Origin of the sequence: Natrinema pellirubrum DSM 15624 (assembly GCF_000230735.2) — an archaeon.
Lineage (GTDB): Archaea > Halobacteriota > Halobacteria > Halobacteriales > Natrialbaceae > Natrinema > Natrinema pellirubrum.
In genome coordinates this window covers 1,257,656-1,284,028 of record NC_019962.1, presented here as the reverse complement: position 1 = coordinate 1,284,028, position 26,373 = coordinate 1,257,656, and the positions used below count along the sequence as shown (strand labels likewise).

General features: G+C 64.3%; 16 protein-coding genes. 11 read left to right on the top strand and 5 right to left on the bottom strand.

Annotation, left to right across the window (positions count from 1 at the left end):
- Window positions 1-79: 79 nt before the first annotated feature.
- The 3 genes from NATPE_RS06245 (at window position 80) to NATPE_RS06235 (ending at window position 4,053) form a co-directional block, all read left to right on the top strand.
- The gene (locus NATPE_RS06245; RefSeq protein WP_006179602.1) at window positions 80-1,402 is read left to right on the top strand and encodes a prenyltransferase/squalene oxidase repeat-containing protein; all 1,323 of its coding nucleotides are present in this window, start codon (window positions 80-82) and stop codon (window positions 1,400-1,402) included.
- Window positions 1,403-1,554: 152 nt separating this feature from the next.
- Entirely contained in the window at window positions 1,555-2,568 is a 1,014-nt protein-coding gene (locus tag NATPE_RS06240; protein WP_006179603.1) for a GNAT family N-acetyltransferase, read from the top strand.
- 126 nt (window positions 2,569-2,694) lie between these two features.
- A complete protein-coding gene (locus NATPE_RS06235; RefSeq protein ID WP_006179604.1) occupies window positions 2,695-4,053 on the top strand; it encodes a sulfatase in 1,359 nt (452 codons plus the stop codon).
- 166 nt (window positions 4,054-4,219) lie between these two features.
- On the opposite strand, the gene NATPE_RS06230 is transcribed toward NATPE_RS06235, so the two are convergent.
- Window positions 4,220-5,296: a glycosyltransferase gene (locus NATPE_RS06230; RefSeq protein ID WP_006179605.1), complete on the bottom strand. Its 1,077-nt coding sequence runs from the start codon at window positions 5,294-5,296 to the stop codon at window positions 4,220-4,222.
- A 352-nt stretch (window positions 5,297-5,648) separates the two neighbouring features.
- Here NATPE_RS06230 and NATPE_RS06225 point away from each other — a divergent pair, with 352 nt between their 5' ends.
- A complete protein-coding gene (locus NATPE_RS06225) occupies window positions 5,649-7,298 on the top strand; it encodes an alkaline phosphatase family protein (protein ID WP_006179606.1) in 1,650 nt (549 codons plus the stop codon).
- The gene (locus NATPE_RS06220; RefSeq protein WP_006179607.1) at window positions 7,298-8,818 is read left to right on the top strand and encodes a flippase; all 1,521 of its coding nucleotides are present in this window, start codon (window positions 7,298-7,300) and stop codon (window positions 8,816-8,818) included. The genes NATPE_RS06225 and NATPE_RS06220 overlap by 1 nt, the downstream gene beginning before the upstream one ends.
- Before the next feature lie 78 nt (window positions 8,819-8,896).
- Here the strand turns inward: NATPE_RS06220 and NATPE_RS06215 are convergent, their stop codons facing one another.
- Entirely contained in the window at window positions 8,897-11,005 is a 2,109-nt protein-coding gene (locus tag NATPE_RS06215) for a right-handed parallel beta-helix repeat-containing protein (protein WP_006179608.1), read from the bottom strand.
- A gap of 429 nt (window positions 11,006-11,434) precedes the next feature.
- Between NATPE_RS06215 and NATPE_RS06210 the strand changes: the two genes are divergently transcribed.
- The gene (locus tag NATPE_RS06210; RefSeq protein ID WP_006179609.1) at window positions 11,435-12,550 is read left to right on the top strand and encodes a WD40/YVTN/BNR-like repeat-containing protein; all 1,116 of its coding nucleotides are present in this window, start codon (window positions 11,435-11,437) and stop codon (window positions 12,548-12,550) included.
- Between the two features lie 13 nt (window positions 12,551-12,563).
- Here NATPE_RS06210 and NATPE_RS06205 read toward each other — a convergent pair whose 3' ends face one another.
- Window positions 12,564-14,387, bottom strand: a complete 1,824-nt coding sequence (locus tag NATPE_RS06205) for a hypothetical protein (protein WP_006179610.1) — start codon at window positions 14,385-14,387, stop codon at window positions 12,564-12,566.
- Window positions 14,388-14,532: 145 nt separating this feature from the next.
- On the bottom strand, window positions 14,533-15,561 hold the full coding sequence (locus NATPE_RS06200) for a DUF1616 domain-containing protein (protein ID WP_006179611.1): 1,029 nt from the start codon (window positions 15,559-15,561) through the stop codon (window positions 14,533-14,535).
- Window positions 15,562-16,064: 503 nt separating this feature from the next.
- On the opposite strand from NATPE_RS06200, the gene NATPE_RS06195 reads away from it, so the two are divergent.
- Both NATPE_RS06195 and NATPE_RS06190 read left to right on the top strand, forming a co-directional pair.
- A complete protein-coding gene (locus NATPE_RS06195; protein WP_006179612.1) occupies window positions 16,065-17,075 on the top strand; it encodes a lipid II:glycine glycyltransferase FemX in 1,011 nt (336 codons plus the stop codon).
- Between the two features lie 165 nt (window positions 17,076-17,240).
- Complete coding sequence (locus tag NATPE_RS06190) at window positions 17,241-18,854, top strand: alkaline phosphatase family protein (RefSeq protein ID WP_006179613.1); 1,614 nt, start codon at window positions 17,241-17,243, stop codon at window positions 18,852-18,854.
- Between the two features lie 19 nt (window positions 18,855-18,873).
- Here NATPE_RS06190 and NATPE_RS06185 read toward each other — a convergent pair whose 3' ends face one another.
- Window positions 18,874-20,181, bottom strand: coding sequence for a hypothetical protein (locus NATPE_RS06185; RefSeq protein ID WP_006179614.1), 1,308 nt, complete (start codon window positions 20,179-20,181; stop codon window positions 18,874-18,876).
- Window positions 20,182-20,525: 344 nt separating this feature from the next.
- On the opposite strand from NATPE_RS06185, the gene NATPE_RS06180 reads away from it, so the two are divergent.
- The 3 genes from NATPE_RS06180 (at window position 20,526) to NATPE_RS06170 (ending at window position 25,987) form a co-directional block, all read left to right on the top strand.
- The gene (locus NATPE_RS06180) at window positions 20,526-22,313 is read left to right on the top strand and encodes a hypothetical protein (protein WP_006179615.1); all 1,788 of its coding nucleotides are present in this window, start codon (window positions 20,526-20,528) and stop codon (window positions 22,311-22,313) included.
- Between the two features lie 514 nt (window positions 22,314-22,827).
- Entirely contained in the window at window positions 22,828-23,778 is a 951-nt protein-coding gene (locus NATPE_RS06175) for a hypothetical protein (RefSeq protein WP_015298834.1), read from the top strand.
- 397 nt (window positions 23,779-24,175) lie between these two features.
- A complete protein-coding gene (locus tag NATPE_RS06170) occupies window positions 24,176-25,987 on the top strand; it encodes a hypothetical protein (RefSeq protein ID WP_015298833.1) in 1,812 nt (603 codons plus the stop codon).
- Window positions 25,988-26,373 lie beyond the last annotated feature (386 nt).

Genomic DNA, 26,373 nt, shown 5'->3' with positions numbered 1-26,373 from the left:
ACCGATCGATCGCCGGCACGGCCGATCGAAGGGGTAGCCGCCGTATAATAATGGCCTGCCGGCGGGAGGGCGGAGACAGATGCAGTCCGAGTACATTCCGCGGATCGGCGTCCGGCGACTCTCGAGTACCGTCTCCTCCCGGTCCGCCGACCCGGAGGGCGATTCGACGGGGGAAAACAGGTCGGGGACGGCCGCTCGAGCGCTCGAGCGATACGGGCCCGTCCTCGACTCGACGCTCGCGTACGCCCGGGAGCGGGACTACGTCGGACCCGATTACGGCGACGGGATGAGCAGCCAGCTCCTGCAGGCGCTGCCGGTCGAGAACAAGTGGCTCAATCTCGCCGTCCAGGAGACCGTCAAACGGACGCCGGTCGACGTCAGGCCGCTGTTTCGCGTCGAACTCCGACGCAATTTCAAGGGCGGCGGCCTGTTCGCGATGGCGAACCTGAATTATCACGACCTCGGAACCGAGTGGGACCCGGCGAGCGAGCCGGGGTTCGACCCGCTCGCGGAGGCCGAACGGCTCGCCGACTGGCTCGTCGCCGAACGGTGTGAGGGGTACAGCGGGTTCTGCGGGGGCCATCGCCACGAACTCCAACATCTTCACACGAAAGGCGAGCCGAGCGATCCCGACATCGTCTCGACCGCCTACGCGGTGAAGGCGCTGTTGCGCGCCGCCCAGCTCGACGAGCAGTATGCGGAGATCGCCCGGACCGCACGCGATTTCCTCGTCGAGGACCTGAACTACCGGGAGGTCCCCGAGGGCGCGAAGATCGACTACCACATGAACCACCCGGACGACTCCTACACTCTCAACTCTGCGGCGCTTGGCGCGGGCATGCTCGTCGACCTCTACGAGTACTTCGGCGACGAGGAGTACCGCGAGCGGGCAACGAAGATCCTCGATCACGTCGTCGCCAACCAGACCGACCGCGGCGGATGGCCCTACCGGCTGCCGGCCTCTGCCTCCCACCTCTCGATGGACAGCCACCACAACGGCTTCATCATCGAGTGTCTCCAGCGCTATCGCGACGTCATCGACGCGGACCGGTACGCCGACGCGCTGGAGACCGCCCTCGAGTTCTATCGGACCGAGCTGTTCGACGTAGACGGCGCGCCCAACTTCGACGAGGAGAACGCCTATCCCCGCGACATCCACGCCAGCACGCAGGGGATCCTGGTGTTCACCCGCGAGGGCGAACTGGACGTCGCCGAGCGGATCCTCCGGTGGGTCCTCGCGAACCTCCAGCCCGAACAGGGCCGGTTCTACTACCGAAAGTACCGCCATCACACGAAACGGGTGACGCTGATGCGCTGGTGTCAGGGGTGGATGTCCTACGCGCTCTCGGAGTTCCTGCTCGCGGCTCGTGACCAACCTGCTTCTCCGGCGGTGACCCGCTGACTGATTGTCGCCGACTCGTTCCGATTCCGCAGTCGCTACACCGCCGAGCGTATCGATAGGGTCGACCCACGCCGAGAACGTCAGCGACAACGACTCTCATCGAACAGGTACTGTGAGCATAACAAGGTCTGTTCTCCGAACACCGGGCAGGTATGGACGTCACGAGAATCGGACTCGAGGAGTGGCGGGCAGCGCTGCCGGCGGACGGCTACGAAGTGTTTCACGACCCGGACGCGCTCTCCGTCCTCGACGATCACACGGATGCGGAATTGCAACTGTACGGGGCCTACAAGGGCCAGCAGGCGGTCGGCTTGCTTCCGGTGTTCGTCGGGAGTCGGTCGATCGGCCGAACGGTCCTGTCACCGCCAGTCTCGTTCAGTGTGCCTCGACTCGGTCCGGTCGTCAACCCGAACAGCCCGAAACGTCGCAAGCGAGAACGGATCAACCGGACCCTTGCTGAGGAAGTAATCGAAACCCTCGATATTGACGCGCGAACGACGCTGTTCCGGATGAGTTGTCCCGTCGAATACGGGGATCCGCGACCGTACGAGTGGCGAGACTTCTCGCTGACACCGCGGTTCACGTACGTCCTCGACCTTGAGGCGAAATCCCTCGAGAACGTACTGAGCAGCTTCAGCAAGAGCCTCCGGCGGGAGATGCGCAAGCGCGACGACCTCGATCTCACGATCGAACGAGAGGGAATCGACGCGGCCCTCCGCGTCTACGAGGACGTCGTCGAACAGTATCGCGAACACGACGACCCAGCCCCCCTTTCACGGTCGTTTCTCCGGGATCTCCTCTCGGCACTCGACGGCGAGCGGTGGCGGGTCTACGTGGCCCGGACTCCCGACGGCGAGTACCAGAGTGGCGTTCTAGCGCTTTATTCCCCCGACTTAGCCTACTTCTGGCAAGGCGGGGTCACCGCCTCGTACGACGGGATCAGCGTCAACAGTTTGCTCCACCACGCCATCATCGAGGACGTCCTCACTGACCCGGAACTCGAGTCGGTGACCGGTTACGACCTGGTCGGTGCGAACACCGAACGCCTCTGTGAGTACAAGGCCAAGTTCAACGCCGACCTACGACAGTACTACGTCGTCGAGTCCGGAGGGCTGGAGATGTCGCTCGCGAAGTCGGCTTACCAGACGTTCGCAAGCATCAAGTGATGGCCCGATAACGGGCGTAGAATCATCCTTCGACGGCCGAAGCCTCTGGCTGATCGACGCGTCTGGTTCGGTCGCGGCCGCATTTAGTAGGTCTGTAACAAAGTCTATATTCCCGAAGCTACGGGTATGGCAAGCCGACCGGACGTGTTGTTCCTGGTACTCGACTCGCTTCGAACGGACCGCGTCTCCGCCTACGGCCACGAACGGGAGACGACCCCTGCGCTCTCGACGCTCTCGACGTACGCGACGAGATACCAAAACGCGTTCACGCAGGCACCCTGGACGCTTCCCTCGCACACGTCGATGTTTACGGGAGCGTTCCCGTCCGAACACGGCGTCACTAACGGCTTCTCCGATGGGATGAGTCGACTCCCTGAGTCGCGGACGACGCTCGCCGAACACCTCTCGGACGAGGGATATCGGACCGCCGGCTTCTCGAACAACCCGTGGGTCGGGCAGCTTTCGGGCCTCGATCGCGGCTTCGACGAGTTCGTCGAGTGGGACCTCGAGATCTCAGCGTCGGACGACCCCGGAGTTCACACGTCTCGCGAGGAGATTTATTCCAGGCTCCATCCGGCCCTGGGCAAAGCGGCCCGGCAACCGTTGTTCCTGCTGAAACGCCGCTTCTTCACCGACAGCCTCGTCGATCGGGCAAAGCGCTGGCTCGCCCGCCGGGCCAATTCCCCGGAGCCGACGTTTACTTTCCTGAACCTCATGGAAGCCCACAGCCCGTACTTCCCTCCCGAACGGGCCTTCGAAGCGCTCGACCTCGAGTCGCCGTCGGCCCTCGAGCCCCGTGTTCTCAACACGAAACTGCTCACGTACGTGATGGGGAAGTCCGACCTCGCACCGGGGACCCGCGAGCGGGTCATGGAGTACTACGACGCGAGCGTGCGCTATCAGGATGAGAAAGTCGAAGCGCTTCTCGGGCAGTTGCAGGAGACAGATCTGTTAGACGACACGCTCGTGATCGTCTGTTCGGACCACGGAAAGACCCTTGGGGACTACCCGCGGGAGGAACGGCCACCCCACTACGTTCGCGACATCAACCTCAACGTCCCGCTGTGGATCAAACGCCCCGGCCAGCGCAAGGGCGAGACCGTCAACGACATGTTCGAACTCGCCTCGCTGTTCGATGTCGTCCGCGACGGTGACCCGCCGGTTGGGAGCTACACGACTGACGTCGCCGTCGCCGAGGATTTCGTACCCCACGCGGGTCGTAAGAAGCCCGACGAGATCACTCGCTGGCGGGTCGCCGCCGACGAGAGCCACAAGTACGTCCGAAACGACGCCGGCGAGGAGTACCTCTACGACCGGACCGCCGACAGCCGCCGGTCACGGCCCGACCAGGACCGCTGTGACGCGTACGCCGAGCGGCTGTCCGAGCGCGTCCGCGAGTTCGGATCGACAGCCGACGAGTCGCCGAGCGACCGCGAGATCGACTCGAGCGTCGAGGCCCAGCTGAAGGATCTGGGCTACATGTAACGTACCAGCGTCGGGCGACCAGTACGAAAACTCTCGAGACACGATCATCGGTGAGTGCCAGGCAGGGTAACTCGAGGGCTCGCCTCCGACCCCGCTCCCGGCCCTTCGCCACCGGAACCAGGATCGGAACGTAGTCACGACGGGACCGGTCCGGGTCGGCGGTTGGCTATCGCAACGTCCGGCCGTCCGCTCCGGCGAGTGTTCCGAGGATCCGTCGCCAGTCGTCGCGAGCGTTCGCGTACGAGAACTCCGCTCGCACGGCGGTCGCGTTCGCACCGAGCCGAGCCCGCAGCCGGTCATCGACGGAGAGCCGACGGAGGGAGTCGGCAAACGCCGAGGGGGTCCGGTCGGGAACGACGAGCGCGGTCTCACCGTGATCGGCGATGTCGGGCACGGAACCGACCGCGGGAACGACGCTCGGGATCCCAGTGGCCATCGCCTCAATTAGCGTCAGCGGGAGTGCATCTCGAGCAGAGGTCAACACGAAGATTTCGGACTCGTAGTAGTACCGGCGTGGATCGTCGACCCAACCGGGCCGATCGATCGCATCGTCCAGACCGTGCGACGCGATCGCCCGTTCGACCGCGTCGCGTTCGGCCCCCGAGCCGACCATCGCCGCACGGAACTCGACGCCCTTCGCCGACAGTTCCCCCAGCGCCTCGACGAACAGCAACGGATCTTTTTCCTCGCTGAACCGGCCGATCCAGAGGAAGTCGTAGGTCGGTTCGGCCGGGTCGGTCGGCGGAACGTACCGGTCCGTATCGATCGCGTTCGAGAGGACGGACACCCGTGCCTCGTCGACGCCGAACTCGAGGAGTGCCTTCCTATGGGCCGACCCGGGAACGGACACCGAGTCGAACCGCTTGATCGCGGCTCGAGGAACCGCTCCGTACCAGGCCGTCGCATGTATGTCGATATCGGCTCCAATGATTCCGAGGTGGGCTGGCGCGCCCGTGAACGGTCGCAACGCCAGCGCGAAGCAGCCATAGGGGAACAACGAGATCGAAACGACGGCGTCGTAGTCGTTGCGGACCCCCTCAAGGAACGCAACGAAGAACATGAGACAGATCCCGATAAGCCGGTGTCCGAACGTCGGGACGGTCCGATACCTGATCGAATCGGTCGACTCCGAGGGGGTGAGACAGACCATAGTCGTCCGCTCGGCGACATCGGCCAAGGGACCGTAATGGCGTTCGATCTTCGAGGGGTTCTGATGTTCGGAGACGATCAACACGGAGTCCATTACTGCCTCGGAACCGTTTCGGTCTGCGGGGGTCTTCGTTTCAGCCACGTTTCTTCAACCATCGGCCGGCAGCCGGTTTGTTAATACGAGTCTATAGACGGACGTGACAGTTCAGTTCGGCAGCGAATCGTCCGTAGACAGGATCAGTCCGTCGGGCTCGAGGGCGAACCGCAGGTAGCCACACGGCTGATACGTCTGCCCTCGGTCGCCGCGTTCGGCCGTTCTCTCGGTGGTCTCGTCCGAATCCTCGAGATCGAACTGACCGGCGATCCCATCGGTGGGTAGGTGCGGTATAACAATGGCCGGACGACGAGACCGATGGATCGAGCTATCGGTCTCAGGTGAGTGTTCAATGGCTACTAAGTTCCCGAAAACCGTCGTTATCGGACTGGACGCGCTGTCGTTCGACTATCTCGATCGGTTCGACCTCCCACACGTGCAGTCGCTTCGCTCGCGGGGCGTCGAGGCCGAACTCGACTCGACGTTCCCGCCGTGGACCGGGAGCGCTTGGCCGTCGATCTATACCGGCGTCGACCCGTCCCACCACGGGGTTTACTCGTTTTTCGACTTTCGTGGGACGTATCCCGACGACGCCGACGTCGTCTCCCACGACAGCGTTCGCTCGCCCGCGATCTGGGACTATCTCGCCGCTCGCGACGTCCCCGCTGCCGTGTTGAATGTCCCTGTCACGTATCCAGCCGGCAAGATCCGGGGATCGCTGGTGCCTGGTTATCTCGCTCCCGAGTCCGCCGACGGATCGCCGACGGGTATCCGAGACGACCTTTCGAGGGACCTCGGGGAACGGTACCGGATTTACGCGGAAAGCGAAGCGAGCGACCGAGCCGCGACCGTCGACGATTTCGTCTCCATGATCGATCACCGCCGTCGGGCGGCGCAAGCGTTCCTCGAGTCGACCGATTGGGAGTTCGCGTTCCTCCAGGTTCAGAAGACTGACACGGTGTTTCACGAGTTCGATCGAGAATCGGCGTTTCGACGGGTCTACGAGGCCGCCGACGAGTTCGTCGGGACCGTCCTCGAGGCGGTGCCGGATGGGACCAACGTGATCCTCTGTTCGGATCACGGGATCGGTCGAACGGACGGCTACAACGTCTATGTCAACGAGATCCTTCGTCGAAACGGGTTTGTCGAGACCTGTGCCGACGGGCGAACGCCGACCCTAGGCGAGAGCAAGGGGAAACTGAGTGAAACGGCCGAACCGGGTGCCGACGGGGAGTCGCTATCGACGCGGCTCGTATCGACCGCCGAGTCGACGCTTCACGCCGTCGGTCTGACGCCGGGCGACGCCTACCGACTCGCCCAGCGGACCGGTGCTGACGGGCTCGTCAAGCGACTGCTACCTGATGGAACCCGGGAGATGCTCGGAGAAGACGTCGACTGGCGAGCCTCGAAAGCGTACTGCCGGAGCGGACCCGAACTCGGAGTCAGGATCAACCTCGAGGGGCGGGACGAGGACGGTGTGGTTCCTCCGGACGAGTACGAGGCGGTCCGGACTGAAGTGATCCAGACCCTCGAGTCGGTTCGGACGCCGGACGGGCAGCCTGCCTTTGAGTGGGTTGAGCCGCGTGAGACGGTCTATGACGGCCCCTACGCGGATGAAGCCTGTGACGTTCTCTTCATGCCACGGGAGATGAACAACCTCGTCGCGACGAGCCTCCTCGGTTCCGCGTTCGTCCCGATCGACAAGCACAACCACAAGCGAACGGGCGTGTTCGTCGCCGCGGGACCGGGGATCTCGGAACCGGCTCCTTCGGGGACCGGACCGCTTTCGGTGACCGACGTTGCCCCGATCGCGATGAGCCTGCTCGGTGAACCGGTTCCGGAGCGGATGCACGGCAAGGCCCCCCCGAACCTCGTCACGGACGAGCCGCGGGCCGCAGCGTACGACAGAATTCCGACCGTGGACGACCGATCCCCGACGGCCGTCGACCGGCCCGAAGACGACGCGGTCGTCGACCGCCTCGAGAACCTCGGCTACCGCTAATGGTCGACGAACACGACGTGTCGAAGCTCCTCTCGAGCGCGGTCCTCATCGGTGCTGGACAGGTGTTTTACTCGGTATCGCAACTCCTCGAGCGGATCGTCGTCGCACGGCTGTTGACGACTGACGCTTACGGGGAGGTCAGCATCGGACTGGCGATCCTGACCTTCGTGACGACGGTCGGGCTGCTCGGCATGCGAGGGGGGGTTCCCCGGTACATGTCCCGGTTCGACGACGAGGAGAACGAACGGGGCGTCTGGCTGACCGGCGTCGTCATCGCCGGTGTCGCGTCCCTCGTTCTGACCGCTGTGCTGCTCGGGAGTGCGGGGATCCTGTCGGACCTCCTGTTCGAGCGGGCCGGCTCGAACGGACTAGTCACCTTGTTCGTGGCGTGTATCCCCTTCACCGTCGGCCTCGAACTCGCAGTAGCGGGGATCCGCGGGCGGGAGAACACGCTCTACCGGACGTACGCACGGGACCTGCTCTACCCGACCAGTCGGCTGCTCTTCCTCGCCGGATTCCTGCTCGCGGGCCTTGGTGTTCATGCCGCCGCCATGGCTTACCTCCTCGGTGCGATCGTCTCGTGTGCGCTCGCGTGTTACCTCCTCGATCGACTCGTCCCCCTCGTCGGGTCGGCCCGATTGCGCCTCCGCGAGTTGCTGGTGTTTTCCGTGCCCCTAGTCTTCGCGACGGTACTCTCGAATATGCTCACCCGAACTGACACGCTGATGCTGGGGTACTTCCGGCCGTCACGCGAGGTCGGGCTCTACAGCGCTGCCTATCCCCTCGCCAGCGGGATGTTGCTCGTCCTCTCTTCGTTCGGATTTATGTACCTCCCGCTAGCGTCGCGGCTCGATTCGGAGAACGAACGCGCCGAGGTCGGCTCAATCTACGAGCTGACAACGAAGTGGGTCTACATCCTCACGTTCCCGCTCTTTCTCACGTTCGTTGTCTTTTCAAGCGACGTCCTGACGATCGTCTTCGGCCAGCGCTACGCCACGGCCGGGAACGCGCTGTCGATCCTCGCGATCGGGTTCTTCACGAGCGCAATGTTCGGACGCAATCGCGAGACGCTCTCGGCCCTCGGGTACACCACCGCTATCATGGGCGCGAACGGGCTCGCGTTCTTGATCAATGTCGCCCTGAACCTCGTTCTCATCCCGCGGTACGGTTACATGGGTGCCGCCATGACCTCGATGTTCTCGTTCGTCGTCCTCAACCTGACGGTCTACGCCATACTGAAGTTGAAATACGACATCACGCCGTTCTCGAAGTGGTCGAGGCGGACATTTGTCGTCCTCCCGGCGACCCTCTTTCCGGTCGCGTTCCTGCTCCGTGGCTCGGTCTCGCTGACGGCAGTGACGCTTCCGCTCTTCCTCGTCGGCACGGGCCTCTGCTCGATCGCGATCGTCTCTCTGGCCGGCTGTCTCCAGCCGGCGGACCGCATCCCCATCTCGCTGCTTGAGCAGCGACTGGACGTGACGGTCCCGTTCGTTCACCGGTATCTGCCGGAATCCAACTAACGCCGTGCGATGCGCAAAAACGGTCCGACTCGATCGCCCCGATCCGAGACTCGTTCGGACCGGTACCGGCGTAGTCGATCAGTCCCAGAGCCGACTCGGATCGACTTCGACGCCGTTGACCCGGACAGTCGGTCCGTCATCGATCTGGAGGTCCGTGAGTTCGCCGGAAAACCGGAAGCCATCGGCACCGCCGCGGACGAACCCAGTCACGGAGCCGTCGTCAATCTCGCCGCCGGTACCGTACGCCGAGTAGTACTCGCTGTGTTCGATCGCGCCGTCGACCGCGAACTGGTAGTCGACCCGTTCGGAACTGCCCTCGCCGTCGATCACGAGCGTGTTCACGAGTTCCTGACCGGCGTCCGAACTGACGATCTCCGCCGGTTCAACGACGGCCCCGTCGACGCGGACGATCGGCTCCCCGTCGACTTCGAGTTCGGTGAGTTCGCCCGAGAACTGGAAGCCGTCGGTACCGCCACGGACGAACCCGCTAACGGAGTTGCCATCGATGTCGCCGCCGGTACCGTACGCCGAGAGTTCCTCGCTGCGCTCGACCTCGCCGTCGACGGTGAACCGGTAAGTTACGCGCTCACTGCCGCCGTCACCGTCGATCGCGATCGTCCGCTCGAGGCCGCTGTCACCGTTTCCCGAATCTTCCTCGCCGATGTCATCGGGGTCGACTTCGATGCCGTTGACCCGGACAGTCGGTCCGTCATCGATCTGGAGGTTCGTGAGTTCGCCGGAAAACCGGAAGCCATCGGCACCGCCGCGGACGAACCCAGTCGCGGAGCCGCCGTCAATCTCGCCGCCGGTACCGTACGCCGAGTAGTACTCGCTGTGTTCGATCGCGCCGTCGACCGCGAACTGGTAGTCAGCCCGCTCGGAACCGCCCTCGCCGTCGATGACCAGCGTGTTCCCGAGCCGCGGTTCGTCGGTCCCGTTTCCGGTCGTCTCCGTTCCGCCCTCGAAATCGGGGTTCGGATAGTCGTGTGCCTGACTCCAGTCGAAACTGCAGTTGCGACTGCTGGCGTCGATCGCACCGTCGGAGAGATCGGAACTGACACAGACGTCTTCGACGGTCGGGTACTGGCCACCCTGCGAAGCGGCGGCCGCACCCGACCCGTTCTCGGTGTCGAACACGAGGTTCCGAAGGCGGGCCGAGCCGCTGTTGTTCCAGCCGACGCCGGGAACGTCCGACTGGTTGAGCAGGAACTGCGAGTCCTCGACTTCGACCCACTCGTTCTCCAGAAACCGGATCGCGCCCGTCGAGTTCGGGACGTTCTCAACGATGAACGAACAGTTTCGAACGTACCCCCCATTGGACGCTCGCTCGCGGTTGTCCGCGGTGATCCCACCGGTGTTCGAGACGCCGCGCTGCGGATGCGAGTGCGTCGTATCGTCCCGGGAGAGGTCGAGGTAGAACGTGCTGTTTTTCACGACCTCGTTGCTCCCACCGAGGCGGATACTACTGACGTTGTTGTTGGCGAACACGCAGTTGTCGACCTCGAGTGCGCCCGGCATCCGCGTGTAGATCCCGTTGTTCGGGAACCCCGAGACGACCGAGTTCCGAACGGTCAGCTTTCCGGATCGGGACGACCAGATCCCGACTCGGGAACTACCGCCATTGTACTGCGAGATGTTGCCGTTGTTGTAGGCGACGATACCGTCGAGCAGGACCTCCCCGCTCGAGGACTCCGCCCCGACGTTGAACATGTTAGTCTGCTTGGCGTTCCAGGTCCGCGGACCGTCGCTCGCGACCGTGATGTCGCGGAACTCCGCACGTTGGTCCACGATACAGCGGAAACCGATGGCCGGGCGGCCGTCGGAATCGAACGTAAGGTTTTCAACGAACACATTGTCGCCGGAGACATTCAACACGTAGCCGTTCTTGGTTCCCCGACCGCGGCTCGCGGGGACCGCGATTTCGACATCACCTTCGCCGCGGATACCCCAGTTCCGACGGGAGAACGACACTCGCCGGTTCCACTCGTAGGAACCAGATGGGACGACGAGCAACTCACCGTTGCTCGAGTCCGAAACGTATGACGACAGGTCCTCGCCGTCCGAGATCGACAACTGCCGTTCGGACATCTGTTCCGTGTCCGCCACCGCCGGTTCGGAGTCGGCTGCCGAGACGCCCGCAGCCGCTGCAGCCCCGGTCGCGAGCGTCGTCGCGGCGGCTCCCGTCAACTTCAGGTATGATCGCCGATCGATTAATCCACTATTACCCCCGTCTTCGGGAGCCTCAGACGTTCTTTCTCCTGAACCGCAGTCGTCCAGTACCGATGGGTCGCGTGCCATGCCTTCGGGTAATCCCAATATACCTGTATAAATCTTCTGTTAAGCTCCCCCAATATACGCCATTATTTAATTTTTTCTCACCCAATTACCACCCATGCATTTAATTCTTGAAGTCTTTAATGTCCAAACGTCATACTAACGTAGAGCGTACAAACCGGGCCTCACCGAAGTCGCTCGGAGGAGACGCCTCGGAGGCGAACGATACCGGTCGACGGACGACGAAACAGCTCATGAACCGGTTCCCGACCCGATCAGCGCCGTCAGGTCCAGAATTACAAAACCAGATGCGGTCGTTACGCGGAACTGGTACACGTTCGAATGAAACTCCAGACGATCCACGACGGACGGGTCATCGCGACAGCGGATCGGTCGGTACTCGTCGAATCCGTCGGCGAACCCGGAGTCAAGAGAGTCGGGAAGCTACCAGTACCGGAGCCGTGGGATCTCGGCTATCGAGCGAAGGCTACCGCACCGTTTCGGTCGGTTGTGACGACTCTGACCGGAGATTTCCCGGCCGTAAACATCTGGTCGATCGACGACGGGACCCTGATCGCGAGCGCCGACCGCTGGCTGTTCCGGTCGACCGACGGCGGCAGCCGATGGACCACCGTCAGATCGTTACCCGACTCCTCGGCACCGATGGGCGTCCTCCCGTCGGCGGTCTGTGTCGCCGACGGCACAGTCTATCTCGGCGAGTACCCCCTCGACGGGGAGACGACGCCCCGAATCCTCGCATCCGAGAATGGCGGCCGAACGTGGTTGACCGCCGCGTCCCTCGAGAGCGTTCGCCACGTCCATTCGGTCCAGACGGATCCCTACACCGGCGACATCTGGGTCACTACCGGGGACGCGGACATGGAGTGTCAGATCGGCCGGCTTCGAGACGGCACGGTCGAGGCCGTCGGCGGCGGCGACCAGTCGTGGCGTGCGGTCGAGTTGGCGTTTACGCCCGAAGCAGTCCTATGGGGGGTCGACAGCGTCTACACGGAACTAAAACCGATCAGAAAGCTCCCCCGAGAGCGATTCGATGACCCTGATCCTCGCCCGACGACCGTCCACGAGGTCTCGAGTTCGGTGTACTACGCCGAGACCGTCTCGGTCGGGGGAACGAAGTGGGTACTTTTTTCGACGGCCATGGAGGCCGGCGGAGACAGCACCGGTCCGGACGGTCAGACGGTTTACTCGGACCGGGCGGCCGTCATCGCCGCCTCGTCCACCACCGGGTTTACTGAGTGGAACGTGCTCGTCGCCTTCCGAAAGCGATCGGTCCCCACCGACCGGTGGAACCCAAGGGGAGTTCTGCCGAGGGCCAACGCGTACGTGTTTCTCGCAAGCCATCCGGACCGCGGCGTGTTCGTAAACCCCTACAATACGGACCGAGACAACGGGAATATACGGTTACTTTCGGATCGGTCGCTTGCCCGCCGTTCCTGAGCGGACGGGCCAGTTACGTTGTCTCAGTGTTCGCGGTCACGCGGTAGGTCTCGACTTCGCCGTTCGACTGGACGCGGTCGACGCGCGGATCGGATTCGATGGACTCGAAGTCGCTTTCGGAATAACGAAGTCCCCGATAGGCAATCACCTCCCGCTGGTAGTCGAGTTCCGAGACGACGAGGTACCGATCGCCGTCGTAGTAGTCGCTCGGCCCTTGTTCGAACGTCTCGGGCGTCACACTCGTGTGGGCCTTCGTTCGCGTTTCCCGGCCGTGGATCGCGTCCGCATAGCGGTTCGGTGTGCCGCGGAACCCGGCGAAGACAGCATCGTCCTCGGCGTTATCGAACGCGGTCTCGTACCCGTGGTACTGTTGTTCCGAGACCTGTTGGGATTGTCTGTAAACGTACGGGGAGGCGAACACGGAAGCGAGAGACAGTACCAGCAGGACGGCGATGCCACCAGCGACGACCGTCCGAACTGTGGCCGGCGACAGACGCTCGGAGAGCGACAGGATACCCTCGTGGACTGCGACGGAAGCGAGAACGACGGTAAACACCATCATTAATCCGAACACGCGGAAGTACATCTCGCTGGTCGTACTCGCGAAATAGACGACAAAGAGGCCCGCAAGTCCGATGAGACCGACGGCCACGTACGTCGTCACGGCCGGGACATCCGGGAAGCGGCTCGGTTGACCAGTACCGATCACGAGGAGAACGAGGATACCCGCGAGTACCGAGACGACGAGTGGGGCCAAAAAGAGTTTAAAAAATATTTCGGTCAAGCTCACTCCGATCGCAGTCAGAGATCCGCTCTGCTGCGAGATCGAAGTCCCCGCGCCACCACTTCCAGTAAGGAAGAAGCTGATCGCCGACGAGACGGCACGGCCAGCGAACGAAGCGAAGAAACCGTGATTCGCGGACCAGGCGAGGAAGACGCCGATCAGAAACAGCGTCTGTCCGTACAGCCGACGGTGGCCGGCGATCCGATTCGCCACCGCTGTTCCGGAGACAAACGGAACTCGAGGCGCGAGGAACTGGACGAGACAGATACTCAGACAGACGACGAGAATGTGGACGACATACTGGGGGTGGTAGACGACAGCTGCAGTCGTGACAATCGCAAAGAGGACACCCAGCCCGATCCGTCGCTGGTCGGTTGCCGTGAGACACTTCAGGAGTACGTAGACGAACAGTGCGAACAGCAAGATCGTCTGGGTCATCGCGTGTGGCTGCATGAACGTCGAGATGGTCGTGATCGGTAACAGGAGAAACGCCCCGAAGGTCGCGGTCGTCACGGCAAGCGAGTCCGGAGCGATTATCCCCACGCTGAGCGGGACGAACGCGACGAACGCGACCGTCGCAAGGAGTACCACCAGCATCAGTGCAGTCGGCAGCGGAATTCCGATAACGGAATGGATGAACACAGAGACCGTGTGAATACCGGGATAGAGCAGTTCGAACGGTGATATCGATCCGTTCGCGATCCCCCTCGCCCATCCCAGATGCGTCAGAGCATCCTGCTGGCCGAAGAAATGATAACCGCGAATGATCGGGAGGCCGGCAAACAGGGTCACTGCGAGCCCGCCGAGTACGAGCGCGGTCAAGCGGGTCAGATCGTTCTCGCGCGGAGGGCGGACGAACGCGACGGCCAGCGAAATGGCCAAGGCGACCAACAGCCCGACCCAGACCGATGAGGGCGTCATCGCGTAGATCGATAGCTCGTATCCCGTCGCCGGGGTACTACGCGCGGCGAGTGTAGCGCCGGCGACTGCGAGAAAGCCGAGTATCAGTATCAGCTTGCGGGCCAGTTCGGTGGAGACTGCTTTCGAAGACATGTGAAGCTGCTCCGATTGTTACCGACGTTCATCCCTTGTTATCCACTAGTTGGCGAATAGAAATTCGATAATACCGAGGCCGCGACGAAACCATCTCGAGGCGGGCCCGCCGCCAGCGTTCCGTTCTCGCCACCGAGAGAGATCCTCACGTATCCGCGGAGAACCCGTCCTCGGTCATATCCGTCCAGAAGTATCCCGACCGGTACGCGGTTTCAGTCGTTGGGTTCTCGGGGACGGTGTCCTCGTACAACAGCACGGTGATTCGAACGGTACCCTCGTCGGCCTCGGGCGAGACCGACAGTTCGTCGTACGCGGTCTCGTTGTCCGCGACCGTATACTCGATGCGCTGCAGTTCGTTCCGCTCACTCAGTTCACCGTCTTCGAACCGCTGCTCCTGAACGACGACTGTATACTGACGTTCTTCGCCCTCTTGGTTCTCGATGCCGATCACGACCGGCGTCGACTCCCCAGACTCGAGTTCCGAGGGGAATCCCGATGCGACGAGTTCACCATCCCCGTTTTCGGTGAGCAGTTGGAGGGTCGTGTACCGCTCGCCGTCCTGCGGAGAGACTAGTGCGTAGCCGACGGTCATCGTCGCGAGCAGGACACTGAGAACAAGCGCGACATTGACTGCGACACTGACTGCCGAGTTACTATCGAAGCCTGCCGCGAGTCGCCGTCCGATCCCGGATCGGTACCGATCGGCAGGTGGGACAGACAGCCGGCGGGCGGTCGCGAGACCGAGACCGACCAACGTGAACCACGCGACGACCACGACGACGGTCGAGCGGGTAAACGTCCAAGCCGAGAGACTGATACTGAGCCCGAGGAAGGGGAGAACCGCGAGACTGAGGCCGAACGAGAGCGCTGCCCGCTCGAGTTCCGTGACGACGTCGTTGGGTCGGGCCACCAGCTGCTCAAGGGCCGTTTCTCCCTGTCTCGACGGCGCTCGGGGAAAAAGGGCAGAAACGATCGCGTATCCGGGAGCGAAGAACAACAGCGGGAATCCGACCGCCGCCCGGACGAGCAGCGACGACGTGGTGATGACCGTCAGGAGGCCGGTCGCGACGATAACAAAGCCAGTGACAACGAGCAGATCGGCCGGTAGCCAACCGACGAGACGTTTTCCCCGGCGTCGCACGACCGCGAAGGGTTGGATTGAGTTGTCTTTCATCGTAGTTGCCAGTTGCCGGTGACTCGACCAGGCTAAGCATTGTTACCCGTCGGCTACCGTTCGGATCGGCGTGTCCAGCCGCCACAACTGACACAGACTCGAAACCGTCTACGCGACCATTAGGACATAGTCCGATCGTTTCATCGGCGACCTAGTCTGTCACAATCAGTGGAGACGAAACGGCACCTCGGTGGCCGCTAGTCCCACGGCAGCGAGGGATGGGTGCAGGCCTTTGGGCCGCTTCGATGTCCGCGTCGCGTCGGGCGGTGACGTTCAGTGAGTTGCCTTTCCGGCTGCGTTCGTCCGGACGGTGCGCGTGGCGCGTCGTCGCCGTCCCGTAGCTGCCGGCTTCGCGTCTCAGTGTCCGATTGGTCCGTCGGTAGATACAAACAGATCAGCATCGACGACGGAAACAGGCTGCTTACAAAGTAGCTGTGCCGGGAGCCATCGCTCATGGAACGCCGAGCGACGACCGCCCCGATCGCACGCGAGGGATCGCGACCATGAGCATCGACGTCCGCGTCGCGACGGAGGACGATCTGGACCGGTGGAACGGATTCGTCGAGCGATCGCCCCAGGGACGGCTGTGTCACGAACTCGAGGCGCTGCGGGTACAGGCCGACCACGCGGACGCGACGCTGCACCCGCTGGTGGGGTTCAAGGGACAGGAGCCGGTGGGGATCTTCCCCGTCTTCGAGATCACCAAGCGGCTCGTGACGACGGCGTTTTCGCCGCCGCCGCGGCTCCGCGTCCCCTATCTCGGGCCGGCCTTTCTGAACATGGGGAAGCTGAAACAGCGCAAGCGCGAGCGCCGGCGACAGCGGTTCATGGACGGCTGCTTCGAGTGGATCGAGTCCGAACTGAACCCCAAATACGGCCACGTCCGCACCGCGACGACCTTCGCGGACGCGCGACCGTTCCAGTGGAACGAGTACGACGTGACGCCGTCGTATACCTACGCGGTCGACCTCGAGCGGGACGAAGACGACCTCCTCATGTCGTTCAGCAGCGACGCGCGGAGCAACGTCCGCAACGCCGACGACGACGCCTACGAGATCACCGTCGGCGGCCGCGAGGAGATCCGGCTGATCCACGAGCAGGTCCAACACCGGTACGAGTCCCAGGGAATCGACTTCGACGTGCCGCTCGCGTTCGTCCTCGATCTCGCCGACCGATCGCCCAACGGTCAGGTCCGCCCCTACACCCTCCGGGTCGACGGCGAGTTCGTCGGCGGCATTCTCGCGCTAGAGTACGGCGACACCGTCGGCCGCTGGCTCGGCGGCGTCCGTACCGACGCCGACATCGACATCCCGACCAACGACCTCCTCGACTGGGCGATCATGCGCGACGGCATCGAGTGCGGCCTCGAGACCTACGACCTCGTCGGTGCCGATACCCGCCGGATCAACCGCTACAAGGCGAAGTTCAACCCCGAATTGCGGACCTACTACAGCCTCGAGTACGGCTCCTGGGGAGTCCGACAGGTCGCGTCACTGTACGATTCGGTCAAATAACACCTTGCGGCCGCGGGGCGGCCGGTATGGAGTCGTTTCGACGGTTATTCGGAGTCGTTACCGGCGATCGATCGACATACAGAGGGGCCGCTCAGAGCCGAAAAACGAGTCGGTCCGTGATAATTTCGTCTATAACGAAGGGTAGAGAGGGGGGACGTCCCCTCGATGGACGACGGATCCTCCCTTCGAACGCTACTCGTCGGTATCGACGCGGCCTGCGATCGGGTCCTCGAGCCGCTGTTCGACGCCGACGAGGTACCGACCCTCCAGTCGCTCTACCGGGACGGGGCAAGCGGTCCGCTCGAGTCCCAGATCCCGCCGTGGACGGCCTCGGCGTGGCCGTCGCTGTACACCGGCATGAACCCGGGAAAACACGGCGTCTACGGCTTTCTCTCCTTCGGCGGCTACGACTGGGACGTGGTCAACGCGACCGACGTCCGCGAGCGGACGCTGTGGGAACTGCTCGACCGCCACGGGATGACGAGCGTCGTCGTCAACGTCCCCGTGACCCACCCGCCCCGCGAGTTCGACGGCGCGCTCATTCCGGGGTACACTGCGCCGGAAGACCCCGACTGTCACCCCGCGGGCCTGCTCGCGGACGTGCGAGAGTCGATCGGCGAGTACCGGGTCTACCCCGACGAGGACGCCGCCGACCTCGGGAGCGCCTACGCCGACTGCGTGCGGACCCGCGGCGAGGCGTTCCGGTATCTCGCCGACCGGTTCGATCCAGACTTCGGCTTCCTGGAGTTCCAGGCGACCGACTCGATCTTCCACGAGCGGCCCGACGACGAGGCGGCGATCCGGTCGATCTACCGCGAGGTCGACCGCCAGCTCGGCGAGACCCTTGCGGCCCACGATCCGGACACCGTGATCGTCGCCAGCGACCACGGGATGGGGCCCTACGACGGCTACGAGTTCCGCGTCAACGACTACCTCCGCGATCGCGGCGTCGTCGAGGCCGAACGCGGCGGCGAGGGAATGCCCACGTGGGCGACGGTTCGGGACGGCAATCTCAAGCAGGGCGACGAGGCCACGGAGTACGAGCCCGGCCTCGCCGAGCGCGCGATGGCGCGGGCCGCGGGCGTCGGACTCACGAGCCAGCGGATCGGTGCCGTCCTCGAGCGGCTCGGGATCGACGACTTCGTGGCCGACTACGCCCCCGCGGGGCTGGTCAATGCGGGCGCGACGCAGGTCGACTTCGCGGCCTCGACCGCCTCCGTCCGCTCGCGGATCGAACTCGGCGTCCGCATCAACCTCGAGGGGCGCGAGCCCGACGGCGTCGTTCCGCGGGCGGAGTACGAGACGGTCCGGTCGCGGCTCATCGGGGAGTTGCGGTCGGTCACGACGCCGGACGGCGAGCCGGTCTTCGAGACCGTCGCTCCCCGCGAGGAGTTCTTCCACGGTCCGGAGAGCGATCGTGCCGTCGACATCGTGATCGTGCCGGCTGACTTCGATCACTTCCTGTCGGCGACGTTGCGCGACGAGCAGTTCGGCCCGCCGAGCGAGCCCTGGAACCACAAGCTCGAGGGGACCGTCGCGGCCAGCGGCGACGCCGTCGATCCCGATGCGGGGGTTGGCCAGCCGCACCTCTTCGACATCGCGCCGACGGTCCTCGCGACGCTGGGCGTTCCGGCCGACGAGCGGATGGACGGCGAGGCGCTTCCCTGCGTCGAGTCGCTCGAGACCCGCTCGTATCCCCGGTTCGACGCGGACCCGTCGGTCGAGACCGCCGACGAGGGGGTCGAAAAGCGACTCGCGGATCTGGGGTATCTCGAGTGACTCGGACGGGCCCAGACGCTTACCGGTCGGAGCGAACGAGCCGAAGTCCGGCCTTCGCCGTCGTCCAGACCGGATAGGCCGCGTTGTAGACCGGCGCGGGGGCGTTCCGCGCGCCGGCACGGAGGAGTCGATCGGACAGTGGCGGCTCCGCGGTCGTGATCAGGTCGTCCAGTTCGACGCCGTCGAGCCACTCGAAGAAGGCCCGCTCGGCCGGCGACGCCGGCTCGGTCTCGCGTGCGCGCTCGCGTATGTCGGCCCACATGTGGCGCTCGTCCTGCCCGAGGACCCAGTCGCCGCGCTCGAGCGAGCGCCGGAGGCGGCGATAGTCGGCGTCGGTGAAGGGATAGCCGTGGTCGGTCGGCTCGAGGCCGGCCAGCCGGAGGCCGACCGCAGTGCGATAACACTTCTCGCACTCGCCGCAGTTGCCGTCCATGCGGTCGTTACAGGTCTGAAGCTGTAGCCCCGGGTTCTCGGTGCGGACGTAGTCGGCGATGACGTCGAGTCGCTCCTGGCGGGTGAGTTCGTAGGCGTCGTGGTGACATCGGGTGCCGGCCCACCGAACCCGCTCGTCGATATCGGGACGGGACCCCCACTCGAGATCGATCCCGTCCCAGTGGGTCGCAGCGACGGAGAGATCCGCCATGCCGCGGGCGTACGCGAGGGGGGCACAGAGCCCGAGCAGTCCCAGCCCGTGGCCGACGGAGCTGTACCAGCCGCCGTCGACGTGGCGCTTGTAGTGGGCCAACAGCATGGGGTGATCGAGGAAAGAGAGCATGTTCGACTCGACGAACGCGGCGTCACAGTCGCGGTCGTCGGCGAATCCCGACACGCGCTCACGGAGCGCCGCCCACTTGTCGTCGTCGGCCGCGTCGGGGGTGATCGTCCAACCGCGGATCCCGATCAGCGTCGGCGACTCGTCGCGATGGCGGACGTACGAACACGTCGAGTCGACTCCACCGGTAAAGAGCAGTCCGCGTTCCCCGTCCGGTTCAGGATCCGGCTCGACGGTCCGGCGGGCGTAGAGGTCCCCGCCCTCGAGGAAGTCGTACATCGAACACAGCGACGCCTCGACGTCCTCGAGGGCGCGGGCGAACGTCGCGTCGACCTCGTCGACGTAGACGTCGGCCCCGTTGGCCCACGCGACCGGACAGACGTGGGCCAGAACTGGGATCGCGAGGATTCCGTCGGGAACGTCCGCGATCGGGACGTCGTAGCTGGCTTGGAAGGGCTCGTCGGTGAAAAACCGCTCGAGGTCGCTCGAGGTCCGGACGGAACACTCGAACGTGCGTTCGTCGACGGATAGGTCGTCGATGAGAATGGATGACATTCGGAATCGCCTCTCGTCCCGGTCGGACCACGACCGTCTACAAAAGGGACCGGAACCGTTGATCAATTCGGGATCGAGAAATCGTTCCGTAGCCGACCGTTCGGAACGGCAGGGTTGCCATACAGGAGGGGTGTCGCCACGCGGTCACGACTCGAGCCGGCTCCGAGCGGTCTCGAACGGTGATATCGACGATATCAGCATCGGCAGCGGTCGAACGTTCGTGGACGGGATCGATTCACACACCTGTTTTCGGCCGTAAGAGACGGATAACAAACGTGGCCAGTGCCGACGACTGACCAATACATGCGTGTCGAGAGCCCGCCGAACGGGCGCGGTGAGAACGCGTGAACCGCTCGCGACTCGACGTGACGCTCGCGGTCGGCTACCTCGCGGTCGCCGCGGGGCTACTCGTCGCGAGAGCCAACCCCGCAACCGCGTACGAGTCCTCGGTGTACACCGGCTCGCCGACGGGAGTTTGGGTTGGGTTCGCGCTCGCGCTCGCGATCGCGGTCGGGACGGCGCTTACCTGTCGCGGCCGGCGGCAGGGGCTCGGCATCGCGCTCGGCGCGATGACGGTCACGGCCATCGCGAGCCTCCCCGTGATCCGGAACTACCGGTTCCTCGGGATGGGTGACCCGATGACTCATCTGGGGTGGACGCGGGACATCGTCGCGGGCGGGACCGCGCCCCACGAACTGTTCTATCCGGGTCTCCACGCGATCGCGTCGGTCTTTCACCTCGTCGGCGGCGTCTCGATCGAACGCGCGCTCCTGTTCGGCATGGTCGTCCTGTTCGTCCCCTTCCTGCTTTTCGTCCCCCTGACCGTCCGGGAGATGGCCGACAGCGGGCTCGCGGTCGGGCTCGCCGCGATCGTCTCCTGGATGGTCCTGCCGGTCAACAACATCGCGACTCACATGGCCGTCCACACCAACTCGAACGCGCTGTTTCTCGTCCCCCCGGTCGTCTTTGCGGTCGTCGCCTATCTCCGCCGCCGGGCGACCATCGAGCGGCTCCCGCTCGGACTCTCGCCGTTCAGTGTCCTCCTCGCTCTCACCGCGATCGCGCTCTTGCTGGTCCACCCCCAGCAGATGTTCAACGTCGTCGTCCTCATCGGCGCGATCACCGGCGTTCAGTACCTCGCCCGCTGGCGGTTCGACGACCACCCGATGCTCGAGCATCCGACCCTGGCCGCACAGACGCTGCTTCTCGGCGGGCTGTTCGGGCTCTGGGCGCTCGGCAACGAACGGTTCCGGTCGTCGGCGATCGCGCTCGTTTCCGGGCTGCTCACGGACGACACCGGAGCCGGCAACACGGTAAACCAGCGCGGGACGTCGCTGACGGAGATCGGCGGCAGCCTACCCGAGTTGTTCGTGAAGCTGTTCCTCGATGCGGCGATCGTCGGCCTCATCGTGGGCCTGTTCGTGCTGGTCGTCTGGGTCCGCCGGTCGAGTCTCGCAGACGAGCCCCGCGCGTTCGTCAACTACGTCTCGCTCGCGCTCGTCCCGCTCGGCGGCCTCTTCGGGGCCTACTTCCTGGGCACGCCGACGATGGCGTTCCGACAGGTCGGCTTCATCTACGTGTTGCTGACGATCCTCGCCGGGATCGCGCTGGCACAGCTGGTCGGCGGGCTTTCGAAGTGGATCACGCGGCCGGGTGCGAACGCCGTCGCGGCGCTCGTCCTCGGGGGCTGTCTCGTCCTCGGGCTGCTCACGATGTTCGCCTCGCCGTTGATCTACAATCCCGGCCAGCACGTGACCCCCGAGATGATGAGCGGCTACGAGGACGGGCTCGAACACGGCGCCAACGGGACGCCGCACGTCGGGATGGGGTACGATCCCTACCGGTACGACCACGGGATCAACGGCCTCGCGGGGAACGACACGCTCAGCAGCGCCTCGGCCGCCACCGGCACGGCCAACGCGACCGTCTTCTCGAGGGGGAACTACAGCGGGGCCTATCCGACCGACGAGTACTACTTCGTCTACACGGAGTGGGACCGCACGAAGGAGATCGATATCTACGACCAGCTCAACTACCGGCGCGAGGCCCTCGAGGGGATGGATCGATATCGCGGCGCGAACAAGGTCATCTCGAACGACGAATTCGAGATGTACGCCGTCCGAGACGCGTAACCGACCGTCGTCGGTCTCGGATCGTCGCTCCGGTGGGTCGCTGCGAGTCGTTGAATCGAATCGTCATCCGTGCGTGCGAGCGGCCACGCCGGACCGTCGGGTCGTGAGCGGTTCGCCATCGCCCGTCGTGCCTACCGGCGTCGCCTCGAGGCCGTCCCGTCCGCTTTCCCGACGGGCAATCCGACCGTCGATCACCGTTGAAGCGCCAGTAATACGCTATTACGGCCGAAAACGCGACCGTGTGTCGTCGAAACGGTGGCGTCCGTTCCAGACGGAGACACACAGTTTGATCGGAGAGATCTAGCTCGAGCCGGCCAGTGGCCGCTGTATTCCCGTCTTTCCTGCCGAAAAGCGTTGCTTACTGACCGCCGATTCCTCACGATTACGTTCGTAATTTCGTGAGCGTACAGCGGTATATTGTTCGCGATTCCACAGTGTTAGAAATATAGTCTGTAAATTTAAGCCATATCTCCAAGGAAAAGTTTATGGGTGTAAGTCGGAGTTACGCAAGTGTATGGCGCAGAACCCCCGTACGTCCGAAACGGAATCTATGCCGACGACAGGCCGTAACAGCGGATTAACCCGCCGAAACTACGTGCGCTCGCTCGCCGCGGTGGCGACCGCGACGACTGCACTCGGCGGCGTCGGTGCGGCCGCGGCCGAGGACGACTACGAGGTCATCGAAGCCCAGGGACAGACGATCTCCCTCGAGGAGGGCGAGACCTGGGAGAACAAACTCATCGACATGACGACCGGCCAGGACATCGTCGTCACCGCCCACAGCAGCGACTGGACGATCCGGAACGTCGGCTTCAAAGGCGAGAACACCTCCGGTACCGGCTCTGCCACGTTCGGGATTTCCGATACGGGCAACGGCACCAGTACCGTCGAGAACGTCTACCTCGGTGACGGCGCGAGTACGGGCAACACCAACCCGAACGGCCACGGCCAGACGGCCTTCTGGGTCGCCCCGGACCACAACGGTCACATCGACTTCGAGAACGTCAACATCCAGAACTTCTCGGACAACGCGATCTACGGCTCCGCGCCTGGCAACAAGGGCGGCGGCACGATCCACATCGACAGCAGTTTCGCCGCCAACTGTTACGTCTCGCATTTCCGGCTCGGGACGGAGGGCAGCAAGGTCACCAACTCGAGCGTCTACGTCGACACCAACGAGGGCTACGTCGGCCGCGGGATCTGGGCGTGGGCACCCGGCACGGTCGAGGTCGAGGACTGCCAGATCGAGATGAACGGACAGAACACCGCCATCGACGCGGGTGCAAACGGCAACCCGACCGAAGTCGTCGTGACGGACTCCGAGTACGACGACGGAGCCGGCATCGCCGAACACGCCGGCTCGACGGTCAAACTCGGTGACAACGTGGGGACTGATCCCGAGCCTGTCATTCCCAGCGGCGTTCCGACCTCGCCCGAGGAAGCCGCGTCGGGCGGTTCGGACTGAGCCGCCGACGCCTCTCGTCACTACATCCCGGCCCGCTGACGGTTTCCGACCCTCCCCATTACCGCCCCGCTGGCGCTTTCTCTCCAACCCCCACCTCCACCATCGTCCCCGCTGTTTCTCCCACACCGCATTCGGTCCTCCCACCCACGTTCCGCCGCTGCAACTCGAGTAATCCGCTATTACTGACCGAGACCGTTCTCGAGCGGGCCCGGAATCGGCTGCCCGTCTCGGTAATAGCTACTTACCGAACCCGTACATCGAATTTCGAACTTCGTAAAGTACGACACGGAACATCACCGAATCTTCTACGAATCGTGCTGTATGTAGTTACAGTCTGTTAATTTTACGCTAGTAAATAGGGAAAGTTTATACAGGTAGTCTCGTATTACCCGATTGCATGGCACGCGACCCTTCGGTATCGGACGGCGAGTCGTCCCCTTCCCCGGACGGGGAGGCGAGCGACGACGGCGGTAAGGACGGATTACTACACCGGCGATCGTACATGAAGCTGGCCGGTGCGACGACGGCGGCGGCGACGCTGACGGGAGCGGCGGCCGCCGCCGGCGACGAGTACGAGACCATCGAGGCCCGCGGACAGACGATCAGGATCGGCCGCGGTGAAACCTTCGAGAACAAACTGATCGACCTGACCACCGGCGAGGGCTTCCTGCTCTACGTCGAGGGCGCGAACGCGACGATCCGAAACGTCGGGTTCGAGGGACTGTACCGGGGCGACTCCTTCATGATCTCGATCAAGGCCGGTGTCGGCGACATTCTCGTCGAGAACGTCTATCTCGGCGACGGCGCGACCAAGGAGGGCTCGAGTTTCGTTCACGGCCCCGGTGGCGTCTTCATGCATCCGGAAAACGACGCCGACGTGACGTTCCGGCACTGCAACGTTCAGGGGTTCCCGAATAACGGCTTTTACTGTTCGAATACGCCCTACGGCGGCAGCGTCCGCTTCGAGCGCTGTTTCGGCAAGAACAACGGCGTCACCACGTTCCGGTGTGGCAGCGCCGACGACGAGATCGTCGACTGCGTCGCGTACAACGACGACACCGACTACGGCCCCGGTTACGGCGGCTACGGCGAAACCAGCGGCCGCCCCGTCTGGGTCTGGAACGGCGGGACCGTAACGATCCGCGATTCCCACTTCGCGGCCGGCCCCTACCCCTACGCGCTCGTGGCCGGTGCGAACGGGTCGCCCGGCAGCGTCGACTTCCAAAGCGGCGGCGTCCGCGGCGAGATTCAACGCGCCAGCGGCTCAACCGTCGACGTCGCCAGCGCCGTCTCGAGCGATCCCGACCTCTCGGTCCCCGACGGCGTCCCGACGACGCCCGAGGAAGCCGCGACGGGCGATAGCGATGGCTCGAGTGGTCCGACCGCCGGTTCGGCCAGCGAGACGGACAGCGACGGGCTACCGAACCTCCTGCTGGTCGACGGCAGTCCGGCGGACGCGACGCGCTACGAGTTCACCGTCGACGGCGACGTCGAGCGCTCGACCGCCGAGGGCGCGTCGATCGACGACGAGGACCGAATCGACGGCTCGACGGTCCAGGGCAGCGTCGCCGACTGGAAGGACGCCTTCCGTTTTGCCGGCGATCTCACCGAACTGACCGTCGACGGTCCCGGCTCCGTGCTGGTCAACAGTGAAGCAGTCGACCCCGACGACTACGGCTCGGATCTTCCCCACGTTCTCGAGGTCAGCGGCGACGGGACGGCGACGAGCTACGAGATCACCGTCGATGGGACGATCGAACTCGTCGCCGACGACGAGCCGGCCGCGGAGGCCACGACCGTCTCGGGTTCGACCGTCCAGAGTTCGATCACGGACGGCACCCAGACGTTCCGGTTCTCGGGTGCGGTAACCGACGTGACGTTCTCGGACGGGGCTGCGACGATCACGGTCGACGGCGAACCGATCGACCCCAGCGAGTACGGCGATCACGAGATGCTTCCCCACGCGCTGGTCATCGACGGCACCGACGCCGACGGGCCGACGACCTACGCGTTCGAGGTCGACGGCGCGGTCGTCAGATCGGACTATCGCGACGCCTCGATCGACGACGAGGACGTCGTCGAGAACGGAACCGTCCGCGGCGCGGTCGGCAACTGGCTCGACGCCTACTGGTTCGACGGCGATATCGACGATTTCCGACTGCGCGGCGACGCAGCGGTCGACCTGCAGTACAACGCACGCGACCAATAATTCCGAGTGTTTTCTCACTGGTCGCGAGCGCGCGATCCGCCACAGAACGCGGCGACGGCGGACGCGAGCGGTGGCCGGCCCCGTCTCTCGGGACGGCGTGAGAACTGTACGGATCGTCGTCGTATCGAGAAGGCTCCCGCGCCTGGAACAGCTGCTGGCACGCGACTGCTCCGGTACTGGATGACGGTCGTCGGGAGCCAGCCGTGGCTACGGGACCCGGTACCAAAAAGCTTCTCAGCGGTCGGCGACGATCGGTCGACGGCGCGGCGATCGGACCGCGACGGAGCGCTCGCGGATCGGAACCGGCCGCGGGAGCGAGGACCCACCGCTCGGTGGGCGAAAGCGGTCGGAAAACGTCCGCAGTGACCGGCGGCGAAACTGACGAA

Excerpts from the sequence above, each read along its gene's own strand:
- NATPE_RS06170 (WP_015298833.1), top strand. The coding sequence starts at position 24,176 with ATGGCACGCGACCCTTCGGTATCGGACGGCGAGTCGTCCCCTTCCCCG.
- NATPE_RS06235 (WP_006179604.1), top strand. The coding sequence starts at position 2,695 with ATGGCAAGCCGACCGGACGTGTTGTTCCTGGTACTCGACTCGCTTCGA.
- NATPE_RS06245 (WP_006179602.1), top strand. The coding sequence starts at position 80 with ATGCAGTCCGAGTACATTCCGCGGATCGGCGTCCGGCGACTCTCGAGT.
- NATPE_RS06190 (WP_006179613.1), top strand. The coding sequence starts at position 17,241 with ATGGACGACGGATCCTCCCTTCGAACGCTACTCGTCGGTATCGACGCG.
- NATPE_RS06220 (WP_006179607.1), top strand. The coding sequence starts at position 7,298 with ATGGTCGACGAACACGACGTGTCGAAGCTCCTCTCGAGCGCGGTCCTC.
- NATPE_RS06195 (WP_006179612.1), top strand. The coding sequence starts at position 16,065 with ATGAGCATCGACGTCCGCGTCGCGACGGAGGACGATCTGGACCGGTGG.
- NATPE_RS06175 (WP_015298834.1), top strand. The coding sequence starts at position 22,828 with ATGGCGCAGAACCCCCGTACGTCCGAAACGGAATCTATGCCGACGACA.
- NATPE_RS06240 (WP_006179603.1), top strand. The coding sequence starts at position 1,555 with ATGGACGTCACGAGAATCGGACTCGAGGAGTGGCGGGCAGCGCTGCCG.
- NATPE_RS06210 (WP_006179609.1), top strand. The coding sequence starts at position 11,435 with ATGAAACTCCAGACGATCCACGACGGACGGGTCATCGCGACAGCGGAT.
- NATPE_RS06230 (WP_006179605.1), bottom strand. The coding sequence starts at position 5,296 with ATGGACTCCGTGTTGATCGTCTCCGAACATCAGAACCCCTCGAAGATC.
- NATPE_RS06225 (WP_006179606.1), top strand. The coding sequence starts at position 5,649 with ATGGCTACTAAGTTCCCGAAAACCGTCGTTATCGGACTGGACGCGCTG.
- NATPE_RS06205 (WP_006179610.1), bottom strand. The coding sequence starts at position 14,387 with ATGTCTTCGAAAGCAGTCTCCACCGAACTGGCCCGCAAGCTGATACTG.
- NATPE_RS06185 (WP_006179614.1), bottom strand. The coding sequence starts at position 20,181 with ATGTCATCCATTCTCATCGACGACCTATCCGTCGACGAACGCACGTTC.
- NATPE_RS06200 (WP_006179611.1), bottom strand. The coding sequence starts at position 15,561 with ATGAAAGACAACTCAATCCAACCCTTCGCGGTCGTGCGACGCCGGGGA.